This is a genomic window from Lysinibacillus sp. HST-98, assembly GCF_016757845.1.
Taxonomy (GTDB): domain Bacteria; phylum Bacillota; class Bacilli; order Bacillales_A; family Planococcaceae; genus Lysinibacillus; species Lysinibacillus capsici.
In genome coordinates, this window is the sequence record NZ_JAENHX010000004.1 from 317,728 (window position 1) to 336,681 (window position 18,954).

The 18,954-nt window shown below is 37.3% G+C and carries 14 protein-coding genes; 4 read left to right on the forward strand and 10 right to left on the reverse strand.

Translation table 11 applies throughout. From position 1 onward, the window contains the following. Nucleotides 1–67: 67 nt before the first annotated feature. Genes JIN86_RS12355 through JIN86_RS12375 form a run of 5 tightly spaced genes read right to left on the reverse strand, consistent with a single transcriptional unit; the run spans nt 68 to nt 5,094 of the window. Nucleotides 68–1,120, reverse strand: coding sequence for a YkvI family membrane protein (locus tag JIN86_RS12355; RefSeq protein ID WP_009371634.1), 1,053 nt, complete (start codon nt 1,118–1,120; stop codon nt 68–70). 39 nt (nt 1,121–1,159) lie between these two features. Then, entirely contained in the window at nt 1,160–2,266 is a 1,107-nt protein-coding gene (gene menC, locus JIN86_RS12360) for an o-succinylbenzoate synthase (protein WP_004225539.1), read from the reverse strand. Between the two features lies 1 nt (nt 2,267). After that, nucleotides 2,268–3,080, reverse strand: a complete 813-nt coding sequence (locus tag JIN86_RS12365) for a GNAT family N-acetyltransferase (RefSeq protein ID WP_202342055.1) — start codon at nt 3,078–3,080, stop codon at nt 2,268–2,270. 23 nt (nt 3,081–3,103) lie between these two features. Continuing rightward, nucleotides 3,104–4,219 (reverse strand): M20 peptidase aminoacylase family protein, encoded by a 1,116-nt coding sequence (locus JIN86_RS12370; protein ID WP_202342056.1) that lies wholly within the window; start codon nt 4,217–4,219, stop codon nt 3,104–3,106. 5 nt (nt 4,220–4,224) lie between these two features. Further along, the gene (locus JIN86_RS12375; protein ID WP_004225544.1) at nt 4,225–5,094 is read right to left on the reverse strand and encodes a MurR/RpiR family transcriptional regulator; all 870 of its coding nucleotides are present in this window, start codon (nt 5,092–5,094) and stop codon (nt 4,225–4,227) included. Nucleotides 5,095–5,329: 235 nt separating this feature from the next. On the opposite strand from JIN86_RS12375, the gene JIN86_RS12380 reads away from it, so the two are divergent. Then, on the forward strand, nt 5,330–7,519 hold the full coding sequence (locus tag JIN86_RS12380) for a DNA topoisomerase III (RefSeq protein ID WP_202342057.1): 2,190 nt from the start codon (nt 5,330–5,332) through the stop codon (nt 7,517–7,519). Nucleotides 7,520–7,754: 235 nt separating this feature from the next. Here JIN86_RS12380 and JIN86_RS12385 read toward each other — a convergent pair whose 3' ends face one another. From JIN86_RS12385 to JIN86_RS12405, 5 genes are all read right to left on the reverse strand, one after another. Beyond that, nucleotides 7,755–8,825 carry a glycosyltransferase family 2 protein gene (locus JIN86_RS12385; protein ID WP_009371636.1) on the reverse strand — a complete coding sequence of 357 codons (1,071 nt, stop codon included), beginning with the start codon at nt 8,823–8,825 and terminating at the stop codon, nt 7,755–7,757. Between the two features lie 149 nt (nt 8,826–8,974). Then, on the reverse strand, nt 8,975–9,727 hold the full coding sequence (locus JIN86_RS12390; RefSeq protein ID WP_202342058.1) for a hypothetical protein: 753 nt from the start codon (nt 9,725–9,727) through the stop codon (nt 8,975–8,977). A 1-nt stretch (nt 9,728) separates the two neighbouring features. Further along, nucleotides 9,729–13,511 carry a DEAD/DEAH box helicase gene (locus JIN86_RS12395; RefSeq protein ID WP_202342059.1) on the reverse strand — a complete coding sequence of 1,261 codons (3,783 nt, stop codon included), beginning with the start codon at nt 13,509–13,511 and terminating at the stop codon, nt 9,729–9,731. A 112-nt stretch (nt 13,512–13,623) separates the two neighbouring features. Continuing rightward, entirely contained in the window at nt 13,624–14,178 is a 555-nt protein-coding gene (locus JIN86_RS12400; RefSeq protein WP_004225549.1) for an NADPH-dependent FMN reductase, read from the reverse strand. A gap of 127 nt (nt 14,179–14,305) precedes the next feature. Beyond that, nucleotides 14,306–15,136 (reverse strand): oxidoreductase, encoded by an 831-nt coding sequence (locus tag JIN86_RS12405; protein WP_202342060.1) that lies wholly within the window; start codon nt 15,134–15,136, stop codon nt 14,306–14,308. 365 nt (nt 15,137–15,501) lie between these two features. On the opposite strand from JIN86_RS12405, the gene JIN86_RS12410 reads away from it, so the two are divergent. From JIN86_RS12410 to JIN86_RS12420, 3 genes are all read left to right on the forward strand, one after another. Next, entirely contained in the window at nt 15,502–16,548 is a 1,047-nt protein-coding gene (locus tag JIN86_RS12410; protein ID WP_009371641.1) for a PseG/SpsG family protein, read from the forward strand. A gap of 192 nt (nt 16,549–16,740) precedes the next feature. Continuing rightward, nucleotides 16,741–16,926: an SE1832 family protein gene (locus JIN86_RS12415; RefSeq protein WP_004225556.1), complete on the forward strand. Its 186-nt coding sequence runs from the start codon at nt 16,741–16,743 to the stop codon at nt 16,924–16,926. Nucleotides 16,927–16,960: 34 nt separating this feature from the next. Continuing rightward, nucleotides 16,961–18,532 carry an ABC-F family ATP-binding cassette domain-containing protein gene (locus tag JIN86_RS12420; protein ID WP_202342061.1) on the forward strand — a complete coding sequence of 524 codons (1,572 nt, stop codon included), beginning with the start codon at nt 16,961–16,963 and terminating at the stop codon, nt 18,530–18,532. Nucleotides 18,533–18,954: the final 422 nt, after the last annotated feature.

Below are 18,954 nucleotides of genomic sequence, written 5' to 3' on the forward strand. Positions count from 1 at the left end.
AGATCTTGCTTTCATCACAAAAAAACAAAAAAATTTCCCTTACGTTCACAAAAGGGAAATTTTTACTTTATAAAGTTTTTGGTAGTTTACGTAGCCACGAAATAATAACAGCAACAATTAAGGCGAAACCTAAGTAGCCCATTGTTGAATAGACTTTACCAACTAATGTAGTAAATCCTACTAGGCTTGCAGCAAAACCTATTAATCCTATAACTACAATAGCTACTTTAAAATATTGATGGTCTGGCGCAATAAATCGAACTGTAAATGAATAGAACATCCCCACCGCAGTATTGTACATCATGCCTAATAAAGCAATAGACATTAAGACACCTACTATAGGATGAATTTGTTTTGCTAATTCTAATGTTGGCATTGCTACTCCATCAATAACATTTATTTTAGCAAACATGGCTATATTGATTAATACAATTAAGAGACCAAGCATTAAACCGCCAAGTAGTCCACCTCTGCCAGCAACTTTGCGGTCCTTTACTGTTCCTCCCATTACAATTAACATTGCTGCACCAGCAGCGATATTATAGGAAACATAAAGTAACGCTCCCATTAACCAATTAGATGCTGCAGATGATTGTGCTTTCGCTAAAGTATTTTGCTCTGCAATAGATATATCCATCGTAAAGATAGAATAAATCAAAATAATAAAAATGATACCCATTAAATAAGGGGTAACCAATGCTATTAAATTAATAATATTATTAACATTTAATAGTAAGGTTAGTATAGTTATAACAACCATAAAAATACTACCAACTACTGGATTGATGCCAAACATCTGATGAAATGTTGAGCCTGATCCAGCAAACATGACAACAGCAACGCCAAATAAGAAAAACGTGATAACGATATCTAAAATAATGCCAACATATCGCCCTCCTATATGATAGATCACCTCTTTATGTGATGTTGTTTGTAAATCTGTTCCTAATTGAGCTAAACTCATTCCTAAAAATGCGAATGCAAGGGTAGCAACAATTGCACCTACCATACTGTACAAGCCAAAGCTAGTAAAGTACTGCATTATTTCCTGACCCGATGCAAACCCTGCTCCAACAATTAAGCCTACAAATGCTCCACCTATCTGCCAACTTTTTTTCATAGCCCACCTACTATTCTAATATAAGAAATTTAAGTCTATTTATTGATATGTTTTCTGTGCGACTGTGAAGGAATTAACCGTTTCCCTATTTATTTCATAACCAATTCCTACTTGTTGTGGTACTTCAATATAACCATCTTTTACAACTACTTCTGGTTCGATAATATCCTTTTCCCAATATCGATTAGAGCCAGCAGTATCTCCCGGTAATATAAAATTTGACAACGTTGTTAAGGCTACATTGTGCGCACGACCAATACCAGATTCCAACATGCCGCCACACCATACTGGGATGTTATGTGTCTCACAATAATCATGTATTTTTTTTGCTTCTGTTAGGCCACCAACACGACCAATTTTTATGTTTATAATTTTGGTGCTCCCTAGTTCTACAGCCTTTCGTGCATCTTCTAACGAATGGATACTTTCGTCCAAACAAATTGGTGTTTCCATTAATTTTTGTAATGAAGCATGGTCGATAATGTCATCTGAAGCCAGTGGTTGCTCAATCATTGTTAAGTTAAATGCATCCAGTTGTTTCAATGTTTCAGTATCCTCTAGACGATAGGCTGAATTGGCATCCGCCATAAAGGCTACATCAGGAAATGTTTCCCTTAATGTACGCATAACCTCTATATCCCAGCCCGGTTTTATTTTGATTTTCATGCGCTTATAACCTTCCTTTACATAGCCGTCAACTAATGTTACTAACTCCTCGATCGAATTTTGTATTCCGATACTAATACCTACTTCAATTTTATCCTTTTTACCACCAAGTGCTGTTGCTAGGGATTGGCCAGTTTGCTGTGCATATATATCCCAAATAGCTCCTTCTATCGTCGATTTCGCCATATTATTTTTGCGAATCGGCTCAAATAGTTGACTCACTTCATCGGGGTGATGAATCTCTTTATTTAAAATAAGAGGAATGAGGAAGTCTTCAAGCATATGCCAGTTTGTTTGAAGTGTTTCTTCATTGTACCAAGGTGAATGAAAGGCAACTGATTCTCCCCAACCGATTAAGCCTGTCTCATCTTTTGCCTCGAGGACTAAAAAGTCCCTCTCATCAAACGTGCCAAAGCTTGTTGTAAACGGTGCTTTTAATTTCATCTTCAATTGTCGTATTGTGATTTCTGTAATTTTCATATTAAAATGCCCCTTCCAAATTTAAAGCTGCTTTTTTCACTAAAACATATTCGTTATAGCATTCTCGTTGTTGCAGTGAAATTGCTGCATACCCTGCTGAAAATAGTTGCTTTAGTATAGTTCTTGTTTTGAAACGCCAATCCAATGCTAAGCTAGGATTTTGTGCTTTTAAGGCTTGAAAGTCCTTAGGAACAGGTAGCGTATACAACCCTTCTACAAATTCGAAATTTTCAGTCATTTTTAAACATAATAAGCCCTGCTTTGTAAGTTCACAGCTTGCCACTGGTTTTGCATCCGCTACTTCTATTGTAATGTCGTTCACCACATAATCTGAAGTTAAATGCCAGCTCACCTCAAATCGATCAGAGGGTAGCCCTTTATTGAAACCATCCTGCATTTCACCGTAGCAATTTTCTATATAGGTATAGCAAATACCCTTTAATTTAGATAAATTAAGATAAGCATTTCGGGTTTCAAGAGGGTCAAATGTCCATACCATTAAGTCATAGCCACGTTCAATAGCAATAGCTCGCTGTTCGTACTTTAACTTTTCTCCTATGCCTAGTAATCGATATTTTTCATCAATCCCTAACATATGAGAGCATAGATAGCTTTTTCCTTCTCGAAAACCCGCAAAACCATAACTAAATCCGACTAATTTATCTTCTTGATAAGCACCTACAACGATGCCCCCATTTTTCACTGCTGTCAGCGTTTGATGGAGAGGAATAGCAGGCATTCCCCATACATTCAACTCTAATTGCTGAACCTGCTCAAGTTGTTCTATTGTTTTGATTTCTCTTATCTCTATCATAGCTATCTCTTCTTTCTATATCTTTATAATGTTCTCAAAATAGCCCTTGTAATAATATTTACTCCTACTAACAGCCGATCTTGATTAAAGGTCATTTGTGGATGATGTAAGCCAGGAGTAACCCCACAGCCTAATCCAAGCATTGTAGCTTTAAGCTTCGGACGTTCATAGGTATAAAAATGAAAATCCTCCCCTCCTGGTGTAACAACTGATGGAGCGCAAGCCTTTTCCCCAACGACATCAATAATAGCTTCCCTCATATGTTGTAAGGCTTCATCATTCACCAATGCTGCCACTATATGAGCATCTACCTGTAAGAATATCTTGGCACCATACATCGCTTCAACAGATGCTTTTACACGCTCTACCCCCTCTGTGATTACCTGCATCACTTCATTTGTTTGAGCTCGTGCATCAATGCTAAAGCTAGCTTTACCAGGAATAATATTTGTGGAGGTACCTCCTGCATTAAACTGTGTCATTTTGACAGAGGCAGAGATAGTTGGATCCGTCCAAATTTTTTGAAGACCTTCGACTATAGCTGCTCCAACCTCAATTACATTAATGCCGAGTTCTGGCCGTGCGCCATGTGCCTCTTCCCCAATAATGGTCCCTGTAAAAAGCTTTGCTGCTCCGTGGTATAATGCTGGCGCATACGAACCATCCTGTAATTCCTTTAATGGTCGAACATGAACACCAAATAAATAATCTAAATCATCTATAATACCTTTTTCGACAAATGCGCGTGCTCCTTGGGCCTTTTCCTCAGCAGGCTGAAATAGTATACGTACAGCACCTGACAGTAAATGCTCCATGTCCTTTAACAGCAATGCAGTTCCAATAGCCATCGTCATATGACCATCATGTCCACAAGAATGGTTAGCTTGAAAGACACCATTAACCTCCTGCCAAAGTGCATCTATATCAGTGCGGAACCCTACCCTAGGTGTTCCCTCCCCTATATCAACATAAAGTCCTGTCATATCTTCAAAAAGGTGTGGCTCCATTTGGGCCTCTCTTAATAAATTTGCTATATATTGAGTTGTATTGTGCTCTTGCCAACTAACTTCTGGATGTTCATGTAAATGTTTAAAAATATCTGTAAGAAGTGGCTGTAACTCTTGTAAAATTTGGTTCATATTAGTCAACTCCATCGGTTTGCTAAAAAGCTATTTTGAAAATCGTCATATTTTACGCGCTGATTTTCATAATAGTCATGATCTTGAGCAGTCATTCCTGCTATTAGTGTATTTAAAAATGCTATGAGTGCTGGCATAGCATCAATTGTTGAAACTTCTTGTTGTTGTTCATTCACAAAGGTGATAGTTGCATATTGAGTTATAGGTGCAATCTGAGAATCGGTTATACCAATAATCTCACATTTTTTTTCTTGTAATTCAGCTGCAAATTGGATCGGCTCTTTAAAGTAACGGTGGAATGATAAAATAATTACTACACTATTTTCATCAATCTCTTGAATAGCACGTATGACCTCACTTGTTTCAAAATTTAATAAAACAACATTCGGTCGCAAAAGATTTAATGTAAAATGAAGCCACTGTGCAGCTAAATGGGAAGAGCCATTCCCTGCAATATATATTTTTTTCTTCTCATGGAGCAATACTGAAGCTCGATTAAAGTCTTCCTCGTTAATGTTTTTAGCCATATTTAAAATGCGAGATGCATCCTTTTCCATCGTCTTTACATAAAAACGTGGATTTTCAAAAAGAGCTTGCTTCGATTGCAAATAATTCTGCAAACTACTTGCATTCCCTTCATTAAATAAATGCATGGTTACCTGACGTTGCAATTGTGCATAACCAGATAAGCCTAATGCGTAACAAAAACGGATAACTGTCGTTTCACTTACTCCGGCCTTTTCCCCTACATATGAAGCAGAGTGGATTCCTACTGTCTGTAAATTTTTTAATATGAATGTAGCTACCTTTTGTTGACTTTTAGACAACTCTTGATATTTCTCTTGAATCATTTGCTGAATTGTTTGATCTCTCATAAAAGAAGCTCATCCTTTTTTTATCTATACTATGAAGTCGTTACTTCATTTTTATGTACACTAGACTAACATAATAATTTTCAGAATTCAATATTTTTTCTGAAATTTATGTTTCCTTACTGTTACCTGCCTAAATCTATCCTCCGACATTTAATAAATTTCGCTTCAGTTAAACTGCGAACCCACTCAACCTATGCTATATTTAAAACCATGGAACTATGAAAGGGTGTTAACAATGGCAAAGAGCGTAGTAATTGCTGAAAAACCTTCTGTAGCACGTGATATTGCACGTGTACTGAAGTGTAATAAAAAAGGAAATGGCTTCCTTGAGGGAGATAAATACATTGTGACTTGGGCGCTTGGACATCTTGTAACACTGGCTGACCCAGAAAGCTATGATGTGAAATATAAAACATGGAATCTTGAAGATCTCCCCATGTTACCTGAACGCTTAAAATTAACGGTTATAAAGCAAACTGGAAAGCAATTTAATGCGGTCAAAAGTCAGCTTACACGTAATGATGTTAATGAAATCATCATTGCTACAGATGCTGGACGTGAAGGTGAATTAGTAGCACGCTGGATACTCGATAAAGTGAAAATTAAAAAGCCTTTGAAACGCTTATGGATTTCCTCTGTTACAGATAAGGCAATTAAAGATGGGTTTGCCAATCTAAAGCCAGGCAATGCATATGATAATCTCTATGCCTCTGCTGTAGCTCGCTCAGAGGCAGATTGGTATATCGGGCTTAATGCTACTCGTGCTTTAACTACCCGCTTTAACGCACAGTTGAATTGCGGACGTGTACAAACACCAACAGTAGCAATAATTGCTGCACGTGAAGATGAAATTAAAAACTTTAAGGCACAAACTTATTATGGTGTTGAAGCGCAAACAACTGATAACTTAAAGCTCACATGGCAAGACCAAAATGGTAATAGTCGTAGCTTTGATAAAGATAAAATCAATACACTGGTGAAAAAAATAGGAAATAGCAATGCCATCGTTGCGGACATTGAAAAGAAACCTAAAAAATCATTTGCACCTGGTCTTTATGATTTAACTGAATTGCAGCGAGATGCCAATAAAATCTTCGGCTACTCAGCGAAAGAAACATTGAATATCATGCAAAAACTCTATGAGCAACATAAAGTGTTAACTTATCCACGTACGGATTCTCGCTTTATTTCACAGGATATCGTTGCTACACTACCAGAACGCTTAAAGGCCTGTGGTATTGGTGAATATCGCTCCATCGCCAATAAACTGCTTACTAAACCAATCAAACCAACAAAGGCCTTTGTCGATGATAGTAAAGTATCAGATCATCATGCGATTATTCCAACAGAGGGCTATGTAAATTATTCAGCTTTCACAGATAAGGAACGTAAAATTTATGATCTTGTTGTAAAGCGTTTCCTAGCTGTTCTACTGCCTGCTTTTGAATATGAACAACTAACACTGCGTGCAAAAATTGGCGATGAAAGCTTTATTGCTCGTGGAAAAACGATTTTATCATCTGGCTGGAAGGAAGTTTATGAGCATCGCTTTGATGATGAGGACACAGCAGATGACGTAAAGGAACAAATACTACCACGCATTGATAAGGGCGATATTTTAAAAGTAAAGCTTCTTGCCCAAACTTCTGGTCAAACAAAGCCACCTGCTCGATTTAATGAAGCTACTCTTTTATCAGCCATGGAAAACCCAACAAAATATATGGCAACGAATGATAAAAAATTAGCCGACACATTAAAATCTACGGGTGGTCTTGGCACAGTCGCTACACGTGCAGATATTATTGAAAAGCTTTTCAATTCCTTCTTAATAGAAAAGCGTGGTGGCAAAGATATTTATATTACCTCTAAAGGTCGTCAACTACTCGACCTAGTGCCAGAGGAATTAAAATCTCCTGCCCTGACAGCAGATTGGGAGCAAAAGCTTGAGCTTATTGCAAAGGGCAAGCTAAAAAAAGATGTATTTATTAGCGAGATGAAAAATTACACAAAGGAAATTGTTACAGAGATTAAGGGTAGTGACAAAAAGTATAAGCATGATAATATCTCTACCAAATCATGTCCTGATTGCGGTAAACCAATGCTTGAAGTGAATGGCAAGAAAGGAAAAATGCTTGTCTGTCAAGATCGCGAATGTGGTCATCGTAAAAATGTCTCACGTACCACAAATGCACGTTGTCCACAATGTCATAAAAAATTAGAGCTTCGCGGAGAAGGTGATGGTCAAATTTTCGTTTGTAAATGTGGCTATCGCGAAAAATTATCAGCCTTTGAAGCAAGACGCAAAAAAGAAGGCGGAGGCAAGGTCGACAAGCGCTCCGTACAAAAGTACTTAAAGCAGCAAAACAACGAGGAACCTGTGAACAATGCACTTGCTGAAGCATTGAAGGGGTTAAAGTTCGATTAATTAAAAGGGCAAATTCACTCTTAATGTGAATTTGCTCTTTTATTATGCATACTCATCCCTTCAAAACATATCTTGAATTGACTGAATATTCTATATCGAGGGAGGTTTTTAATGGAAGCAAAAAATTTCAGGCCACGTAATGTGATTTTTATGACAGTTGTTGTAGGTGTTTCATTGTTAATTGGCCAAGCTATTTATGTCTTGTTTATTGATGTACCTTTCCCATAAGAAAGATTTATATCTTTAATTGACTAAGTAAATATTTTTCATTATTAATTATTTCTTGATGATTCGGTTTCCATTTTTGTGCCTCTAGATTATGCTGAAAGGCATTTTCAAATAATCGTAATTCCCTGTACAAAAGGCTTAATTGTAGATGTGGAATCCACGTTGAATAAGCACGCTTTTGGATAGTCATTGTATCGGCAGGAGCTTGTTGCAAGGCTTGAGAGTACCAGTAAATAGCCTCTTTATGTTTTAATTGCTCCATAAAAAATTGGCCCATTCGGCAACATGCTTCTGGCTTTGGTCGATCATATAAGAAAGATTGCAAAACAGCTTGCTGTGCTTGTTGATCATCATGTAAACGCCGATAGCATTCTCCTACATGTAAACAAGCCTCAATGCGATTATCTGTAGTGCCTAAGTTGCTATCCAAAAATAGATTGTATTGATTAATAGCTTCTAGGTAACGGTGATGTAATTTTAGTTCATTCGCAAAATGAAATGACTCAATTGCTGAAAGAGAATGTCCATTCTTTATTAATCCCTCATAAATACTTATATTGCGATGAATATCTTTCGTTAACGGTAAATGTGTGACAGCAATATCACTATGATAGAGCTGCCCTGACACCCTTAAATTCTCATGAACAGCACCTTCCCATTGAAAATGATTCGCCCTTTTTACTAGACGAAACTTTCGTTCACTACACTCCACTTCCCCATCACAATCAAGCGTCAAATAATAATCCATTGTTACAGCATCAATAGAGGGAAATAACGATTGCTTTAGTTGGCTGAACTTGTGCTGATTTTCCTTTGTCATAACATCATCAGCATCGAGCCATAAAATATAGTCTTTTGTTGCCTGCTGAAAGGAAAAATTTCTAGCTTTAGCAAAATGATCACACCAGGAAAAGTCATAAATTCGAGAGGTAAAATTTTGGACAATCTCTTTTGTACGATCAGTTGAACCAGTATCAATAATATTCATCTCATCCACGAGGTGCTGAACCGAATCTAAGCATCTTTCAATCGTACATTGTGCATTTCTAACAATCATACATAAACTAATCGTTGACATCTGTCCCCTCCTTAGCAATGGTTTAATTTATGCTAATGCAGTAGTTTATCGAAAAAATTTTTCAATTATCACCTAACTCTGTAAATTTATAATTAAAATAAAAAAACGAACGCGATCTACGTTCGTTTCTTCTAGCAATTGAAATTGAATCAAGATAAATATTGCTCACGCCATGTTAATTGTTCTTCGTCTGTAAGCTGTTGCTCTAAATGATGATCCCATTGATTGAGTAATGTATTCCAAACTCTTGCAAATACTATATCCTGTTCCTTATCATAAAGAACAAACTCTAAACATGGGCTATCATTAATTTGTTGAGCTTCTGTTTGAACAATTTTTGCGATGACTTTCTGAGAGCTACCTTCCTCTTCTTCATCCGCTTCCTGTAAAGCTGCAATCACCATGGATTCCTCAAATTGTTCCTGTTGTTCTGCCTCTTTGTCAATATAACGATAGAGCTCTGGCAATTCATCATATTCATCATTACTCGTATCGATAGTGAGAAACGATTGATGGCAGGGACTAAAGTAAAGTGTAGAGGTTTCTTCCTCTAGTTCTTCTTCAAAAATACCTCGTTCTAGCTGCTTCTGTCCTTTTTCAGTTAGCCTATAGAAATCATCTTCATTCTTCACAAGGTTTACTCGAATCATTAAAGAAACCAAGTCCTCAATAAATAATGGGTCTACCAGCAATAGCTCGCTCAATTCCTGTGCGTTGCTAAAATCCGCCTCTTGAATACTAAGCAGAAGCATTGTCATTAAGACATCCATTGTTGAACGACGAACAGGCTCATAGGTCACATCAACTGTTCGAATGGGAATACACCATTCAGCCATTTTGACAATCTTAATATTACGATTCTGCTGAAGCTCACGCATTAGTCGTTGTTGTAATTTTGACAATCTATATCACCAATCCTTCATGATTACGTAAGCCATCGTAGGATTTTACTGTTTTTAATAAATTCGCATACATCTCTCTTGTCTCTTGATGTTTTGCACGTTTTGCAAACATTTCTGCACTTCCCACAAGCAGTAGTAACTCACGGGCACGAGATAGCGCGACATTTAATCGACGATAATCTCTGGCAAAGCCAATATCCCCGCCTTTAGGTGTATTACGAACCATGCTCACTAAAATGACATCCATTTCCATCCCTTGGAATTTATCAACAGTCCCTGTTCTAAATTGCAGATGTGGTAGCTTTAATTCTTGCTGAAGAAGGCGATTAATTTTCTTTACCTGCTCACCGTAGAAACTGATGACACCAACGCTTTTTTGAGCATCCTGCGGCATACGCCCTGCTTCTTTTGCTGCCTTCACCGCTTCATTGAGATCTAGTAAAATACGTCTAATTGTGAGCAATTCTCCTTCATTAAAACGACTCGTTCCGCCTTTTACTTGCTCCTCTAAATAAGGTTTTTCTGTTGGAATATCAATCCACAGTAAATGGTCATCACGTTTTATAAACTGCCCTTCTAAGCCATGATCTCTTGCTGCATCCGAATCTGGTAAGCCACATTGCAAGCCATTTTCTTCTTCCGCATAAAATGGTGTGATACTTTGCATGATTTTCTCATGCATGCGGTATTGCAATGCTAGCATTTGCTTATGTGTTGGTGGCAAATTATTAAATAAACGCTCAAATAATGATTCACGCAACAGATTTTTTAATTCCTGTGCGCCTTCAAAGTTTGGATTTTCTTCTAGCATTGCCTTTAATGTTTCCTCCAGCGTATCATCCCCAAGTAATGGTGGTAGCTGATGATGATCACCTACTAAAATAACTTTTTTCCCCTTTAGCATTGGTAAGAGCAATTCAGGTGGTGTTGCTTTTGAAACTTCATCAATAATAACCACATCAAAGGTCGGATAATTTTCCATAAACTCCTTACTGGCAGAAGCTACGCATGTTGTACCAATAACGTTCGCATGACGTACATACAGTTTTCGAATTTCATCTAAATCATACTCTGTTGCGTTTTGTAATTTTTCACGCCATTGTTCTTGTAGTTTTTTGTGAAGAGGTAGCTGTTTTTCCTGACGTTGGAATGCTTCGATTGCTTGCTTTGCAGTTTGAATAGCTTCCTTCACCTCTTCAGCAGTTCGTTCTGGCATAGATTGTAAAAGCTTTGTATAGGTAGCTAGTTGCTTTTCTTTCTTCAATCCAGCTATATTAATATCTTTTATTTGTTCTTCTATAAGCGTTAGCTGCTGTTCTACTTCCTGCAAGTTTGTTTGGACAGTCAGTAAAGAGGCTTGTTTAGGAACAAGTTGTACTTTAGCCTGCTCCACTGCCTCAAGTTGCTGCTTTGCTTGTAGAAGAGACTCTCTAGCTTGGGAGGCAAGAATTTTTAAATAGTCTACAGATTCTTCTGGTTCTTCAGTAATCCGAAAGGCGTTTGCTAATTGTTGTAACCGCTCAGTATGCTGTAAAAATGGTTGAAGCTGCCGCTGGTAACTTTGCACATCAAAGCTAGTTATTGCACACTCCTGATGAATTAAAGTTACAAGATTTTTACGAAAAGTTTCGTATTCCTGATCTTTATGCTCTTGCTGTTGCTTTAGTGCTATCCCCTTTTGCCAAACAAAATCACGACGCATATATAACCCGAGCAAATAACTTTCCATAACATCACTTGCGGGTGCTTGACCATCTTGAAAAGCCGTGTTTAATTGTGCGAATACACCAGTAAGGTTTTGCAAAGAAAACGATTGTACTGGTTGTAGTCTACTTTTAGCAAGGGCACGCTCCTTGACTTCATGCGTGACCAAAGCCTCTAACTTCACAATTGCCTTTTGTAAACGAGCATTAATCGTGGACCATGCCTCTAAATCTTTCGCATCCTCTAAATGCTGCAAGCGATCGATTTGTTGCGAAAGTACATGAGAAGGGCGAATTTGATAATGTTGTAAAAAACGCTGAATAAGCTCAAATGAGGTTAATGTATATATATATTTTTGCGCTTCCTTCATGATTACTAGACGATTGCTTTCGATTTCATATTTCTGCTGTATCTCTTCAAATTGCTGTGTTAACTGGTGCTTTTGTTCTTGTAGTTCTTTATATTGAGCAGCAGCCTCTAGATGTTTCACTTTTTCAGTAGTTTCCTGAATCATACCCTGTAGTTGCTCGACTGAAGGGTAATCAGCAATTGTCTGTTCAAGCTGCTGTACAATTGGCCCAATTTGTGCGAGCTGCTTTTCATAATGCTCTTTTTGAGTCTCACATGTTTGTTGCTCTGTTTTAGCAACCTTCAATTCTTTTTTTAATGCTTGAATCTCCTGCTGTAAAATGGGTTCTTCAATAGCTGCCTGCTCTTTTGCAGCCATTTCCTGTGTTAATTGCTCTAGCCATTGCTCTAATTTCTCTAGCTCACCTTTTGCTTTTACAAGGTTTGCTTCTAGCTCTTGCTGACGTTCTGGAAATATTGTAATTGCTTCTTCAATCGCAGCAAGTGTCTGCTCACGCCACTGAAGTGCCACATTTTCCTCTATAAATTTTTTACCCTCTTCCTCAATACTTTCCGTTCTACCATAGCGTAAAATTCGGATTTCTTGATTGGACAGTAAGCGTCCTAATGCATTATCTACAGCTAAATTAGACTGTGAGGCAACAAGTGTTTTTAATCCTGCTTTAACATTTTGCTGACAAATCTCTGAAATGACAGTTGTTTTCCCCGTACCAGGTGGACCCTGAATGACATACAAATCCTCAACTGATAGTGCACCTAAAACGGCTCGTCGTTGATATTCATTTAAATTATTATGAAATTCAATATCTTCGCGTAGCTTGGATGAACGAACTGTAGGACGTCTCTCAAACAGTATTGTTTCTAAATTAGGGTTTACTGCCTCACCCTTTTCTAGCTTTGTAAAACCATTACGTAGTCGTCGAATTTGGCTTAATGTTGCAAAATTACTAAAGCTCGCTTGTTTTGAACGAAGATTCAGTCCATCCTTGCGAGCCAAATCCTGTATAAAAGGCTTTACATCAATTTCTACCGTTTGCTTTCCTGCATTAGCCTTTATAACCTGTCCTATTTCGCCTCGAATTCCTTGAATGCTAACACTTAACCCCTCTAGCTTTTTCCATTCTTTACTCTTTATGTAGGGACATACAATGGTTAAGCGTGTAAAGTCTTCATTGAAATAGCTTTGCTTAAATTCTGTATGAATATCATCAATGGTTGCATCTCGTTCTTGTATTTTTAAATAGCCTTCCCAGCTGGCTATACGTTTTTTTACATACTCTGTACGTTCTTCTGCAATCGGTAGCTGTCTTATTTTGGTGTGCAGCTCAAGTGGAATACCTGCTCCATTATTAGGTTTCGTCACAAATTGTAATGCGGCTGCTAAGCGACGATTTGTGTTAATAGGTCCACGCATATGGACAAATCGAATGTTGGTTGCCAGCAATCCTTCCACCTTTAGCAAACAATCCATAATAACCGTTTTCTCAGCAAGAAAATCGCTTAATTTTTCATTGTCCTCCGCATTAAAATAGATGGATAAAAAGGTTTCACCAACTGTTTTTGCTTTTCGTTTTTCAATATAGACAGTAAAAGATCTTTGTAACGCAAAAAAGGCATGCTCGTTTGCTGAGCATTCCTCTACCGCTTCCTTCGCCTTATTGGTCAAAATAAGATTACAGCGTTGTTTTTCTAGTAAAGCGATGTCCTGCATGAGCAGCCCTCCTTTCTGAGTCACTAAAGTTTTATTTTATCACATCCTAAAACAATACTTACAAAGAAAAATCCCCTGCACAGTGATTTCTTACCACCGTACAAGGGCTATCTTAATGTTGGTCAATTGTTTCCTTCGGCAAGTTCTTGCTCATTTCACAGTATTGAACAAATACACGAGCTAATTCACGTAAACGACTATGAACGTCTGCGTCTACAATATTATTATCTGCATCAAAGTGTGATGTATGTGTATACACATAGTTTGGCGTAACAAGCGCTCGGAAGTAGTCTAAAATAGGTTTTAGCTGATTTTCGACTACAAGATGATGCTGGTATGTGCCTCCATTTGCAACAATGGATACAGGCTTATAGCGCATTGTTTTAGGGTGTAAGAAGTCAAAGGCATTTTTCAAAACACCTGGAATAGACGCTTGGAAAATAGGCGTTGCAATAATGTAAGCGTCTGCCTCCTCAAATTGTTGAATCATTTTTTTCATATCATCATTTAATGGGGAACCATCCACAATTTGATGCTTATATTGACTAAAATGCATCATTTCTAACTCGAAACTAGCATCTAATTCTTTAATATATTGCTCCACTTGCTCTAAAATAGCACCAGTTTTAAGACCAAACATCGTGCCATCTACGAGTAAAATTTTCATCTTTACTTTGCCTCCACATTCATCTTCTACAATAATATTGTAACAAATGAAAAGTGGCTCGGAAAGGATTGTCATGACAATTGATATAAATTCAGTCTTTAGACGGAACGAGAATTTAATCCCTAAATTAATTATCCTGGTCACGTTGTCGGAAATGGACCTCCTTATCAATGACCGTTTCCTCAAGCTTATATTTATCTCGATTAATGACAACCTCCCGATTAACTTTCTCGCCTTCGTTCAGCTTATTCCAATCAAATAATGTTTCTCTTGAAATGTCCTCTTCTGGTATTTCCGGATACTCTAATGTTGCTAACTCATCTGATGGATAAATAGTGACTGGCTGTTGTTTACCATATAGGGCAATGATAATCATAGCCTTTGCCACTTGTGTAGCTTCAATCGCTCTAGAACGTTTTAAAGGTCCAATCAATAAAGGCTGTGCAAGCTTTAATAATTTTTCTCCTGCCTTTTCTCCTAATCGAAATTCATCACGGTTCCCTACTAAGAGTGAGGGGCGAATAATGGAAAGTCTTTGTAAGCCTAGTTCCTCTAAATCACGCTCAAGTTTGCCTTTAACTCGATTATAGTAAAATGGAGAATTCTCATTAGCTCCCATTGCCGTAATCACAAGAAAATGAGGGATTCCACGTTTTTTTGCTAAAGATGCAATTGCTAACGGGTATTCAAAATCTACCCTTTCAAACATTTCACGAGAGCCTGCCTTTTTAATGGTTGTACCTAAGCAACAATACAATTCATGAGCAAATCCTATATCGTTTTCTTCTATTCTATCAAAATCACGAATTTTCACTTCTAACTTTGGATGCATATAAGTTAGCTTTCTTCGTGCAATAACTGTTACTGAAATATACTCATCATTTTCACATAATTGTTCAACTAGAGCGGAGCCGGTTAAACCAGTCGCCCCTACAACAATCGCTGCACGCATACTCATTTTTTCTCCCGTCCTTCTACTTATTAATAGTATATCAATTACGGCTCACTCTAAAAGCTCGCCTTTAAAATCCTTGACACCCTGCGTAGACCTTATCTTGACACATCAGAGTTAAACAAAACATGCCATCATCTCATTTGTAGAGGGATTTTTCTGAGCCAAGATAAAGACCTTCCAGTTGTTATGTATATTCCTACAATTCGCCTTTCTCTATATATCGACCATTTTTTGATAATTAAAACTGATTAAAGATAGCTATTTTAGAAGATTCCTCTAGAGACATTCATGAGCAAATCCTAAATTTTACACATACTTGCTCTTTCTTCGCCATAATTTAAAGAGACAGAGGAAAGGATGGGATACATTTGCAAAACGAAACACACGCAATTGAACCAAAAAAAACGATTGTTTTCATTATTGAAAGCTGTATTGATAAAGGGCTGTATCCTTTTGAACGGGTTTCAACATTAGCTAAACTACTTTCGAATGAGAAGGTTTTTATCTTTGTAAAGACTCCTTCAAATGACGGAATCCAAATTTTAATGAATGAAGGAGTTTCTCCTATTCTATTTGATCACTTTAACGAATTACCTAAGCAAATCAAAGGACTTCAACCTGATTTAATTGTTAGAGATGGGCGAAATTCTGAAGGCTGGCAAGTAGAAGAATTACGACCTTTCTGCAAAACAATTATTCATTTTGATGATTTTGGTGAAGGTGGCCAAGCCTGTGATTGTGTACTACTAGCACTCTATCAAGAAGTAAAAGATTATTTACCAGCACATTATATTGGTGGAAGCTTTGTTTTTGCCCTGCCAGATGCTTATCAGCATTTCGATAATATATCTGATAGTAAAACACCTGAAAATCCGCCTCATATCGTTGTCGCTTTCGAGGATGGGGACGAGCATAATTTAACGTATCGAACACTTCGACATCTAACTCAACTTCAAATACCACTACAAATTACAGTTATGATTGACGAAAGCTATCGCCATGCAACGGATGACTTGCAAATGATGGTACTTAGTCGTCGCAATACTGCTATTCTTCGAGATAAAAATGCACTCCTCAAACTACTACCTAAAGCAGATGTCATTATTTGTAATGCTAACTATACACCTTATAAAATTGCCTCTTATGGCGTGCCATGCATTACACTTGCGCAAACTGAAGCTGAACTTTTACATGCTTTCCCTCGTGAGCATAATGGCTTTATCCATCTAGGACTTGGTCGAAAAATGAAGCAATCACAAATCCAAAATGCTGTCATGGAATTTCTTTTACACGAAGCTCGCAGTGAACGAGCAGTGAGAAAACAGCGACAACTCAATCTTGCTGGTAATAATGAAACACTTCAAGCATTACTGTTAGATTTTGCTTATGATCGTCATAATATCGCTTCTACTTAGTGCTACTTCTAAGATGATTATGATACAATATATAAGAATTTTTCACTCCAACACCTCTTACAGAAGTTGGGCCATAAGTAAATTCAACAAGTACCCGATTGATTTTAAAGAATAGGCGGTGGGGGATTCTTAAAACCTCCATCGCTTTTACACGCATTCACTATAAAAATAGTCTCAAAAGGAGTAGTCTTCATGCCAACAAAAAGTGATATTGAATACCAAATTAGAGAGTTAAAAATGGACTATATGAATTTACAAGGTGATATAGAAAAGTTGGAGTCTACTGGGCACAACGATCAGGTAGCTAAGGCAGAGCAACGTCTTGCGAATATGGAAGCTCAATTAGCAGAACTTAACAAGCAGCTTGCAGAACTATAAAATGTAAACAAGAAAGATAGTTGGAGGAACAGATATGGCAATATTAACAGTAGAAAATTTAGGTCATTCTTTCGGTGATCGTACACTCTTTAAAGATGTATCGTTTCGCTTAGTAGAAGGTGATCATATTGGACTTGTAGGAGCTAATGGTGTTGGTAAGTCTACATTAATGGGCATCATTACAGGTCAAACGATCCACGATACAGGAAAAGTTGAGTGGCTTCCTGGTACACACTATGGTTATCTAGACCAACATACCGTATTAACGGCTGGTAGAACAATGCGTGAAGTGTTACGCGATGCCTTTTTACCATTATATAAAAAAGAAGAAGAGCTGAATGAAATTACAGGCAAGATGGCAGACGCAACGCCTGAAGAATTAGAAGTACTTTTAGAACAAATGGCAGAAGTACAAGATGCATTAGATGCAGGTGATTTTTATACATTAGATATGAAAATTGAAGAGGTGGCACGTGGACTTGGACTTGATGCCATTGGCTTAGAGCGTGATGTAGCTGCCCTCTCTGGTGGACAGCGCACAAAGGTACTCCTCGCTAAGCTTTTATTAGAAAAACCTAAAGTACTTTTACTAGATGAGCCGACGAACTATCTTGATGAGGAACATATTACTTGGTTGAAAATTTATTTAAAGAACTATCCATATGCCTTCCTTCTAATCTCACATGATACAGAATTTATGAACGAAACAGTGGATGTCATCTTCCAATTGGAATTTTCAAAATTAACTCGTTATACTGCAACATACGAAAAATTCCTTGAACTTGCTGAAATCAATAAACGTCAGCATATTGAAGCCTATGAAAAGCAACAGGAATTCATTAAGAAGCAAGAAGATTTTATAGCTAAAAACAAGGCACGGTACTCCACTACTGGTCGTGCAAAATCACGTGCTAAGCAACTTGATCGTTTAGAGCGAATTGATCGCCCAGAAACAGCTGTAAAACCAGAATTCGGTTTTAAAGAAGCCCGTTCATCTAGCCGCTACGTTGTAGAGGCTGAGAACTTAGTGATTGGTTACGATAAAGACAAGCCATTACTTCCTCCACTATCTTTTGCGATTGAACGAGGAGAAAAAATTGCTTTAGTCGGTATGAATGGTGTGGGTAAATCCACATTATTAAAAACAATGTTAGGTAAAATTAATGCGCTTGGTGGGAAAGTAGTCCGCGGTGACTACCTATATCCTTCCTATTTTGAACAGGAAGTAAAAGCTGAGAAAATCACGCCAATTGATGATGTTTGGAATGCTTTCCCTTCTATGGAACAAGCCCAAGTACGTGCAGCTTTAGCAAGAGCTGGCCTAAAAACTGACCATATTACACGTCCGCTTAATTCATTATCTGGTGGCGAGCAAGCCAAAGTGCGTTTATGTAAATTAATGATGGAGGAAGCTAACTGGCTTCTCTTCGACGAACCGACAAACCATTTAGATGTAGATGCAAAAAATGAATTAAAACGTGCCATGAAAGAATTTAAAGGTACCATTGTGCTAGTAAGTCACGAACCTGATTTCTATGAAGGACTCGTAACAAAAGTCTGGAATGTTCAAGATTGGTTTACTTCTGGACAACAAGACCAAGACTAATTATTTCAAGGGCAGCCTCAACATGTTATGGGGCTGCTCTTTTAAATTTTTTAACTTCGATGTATAAATAGCCTCATTTAAACATACTATAATCAGTGGACTAACAATTTTACTCCTACTTCCAACTAACTCTCTCCTACAAGACAACTTAGAATTCTAGTAGTCCCTATTAACTCATCATCGATTTTATAGCTTAAAAAGACAAATTCTAAAGAGTTAACATAAACTTACATCATTGTAAGCTGAATAAACGAAACTTTTTACGCTTATCTTCGTATATTTTAATATAACTGAAAAAATAATAATACGATTGAGAAATTTTTTCAATTAACTATTGATTTATATATAGCTTACTAGTAAGATATATATATAAACTATTAACTTACTAATAAGCTATTTGTAAAATATAATCTAAAAAAGAA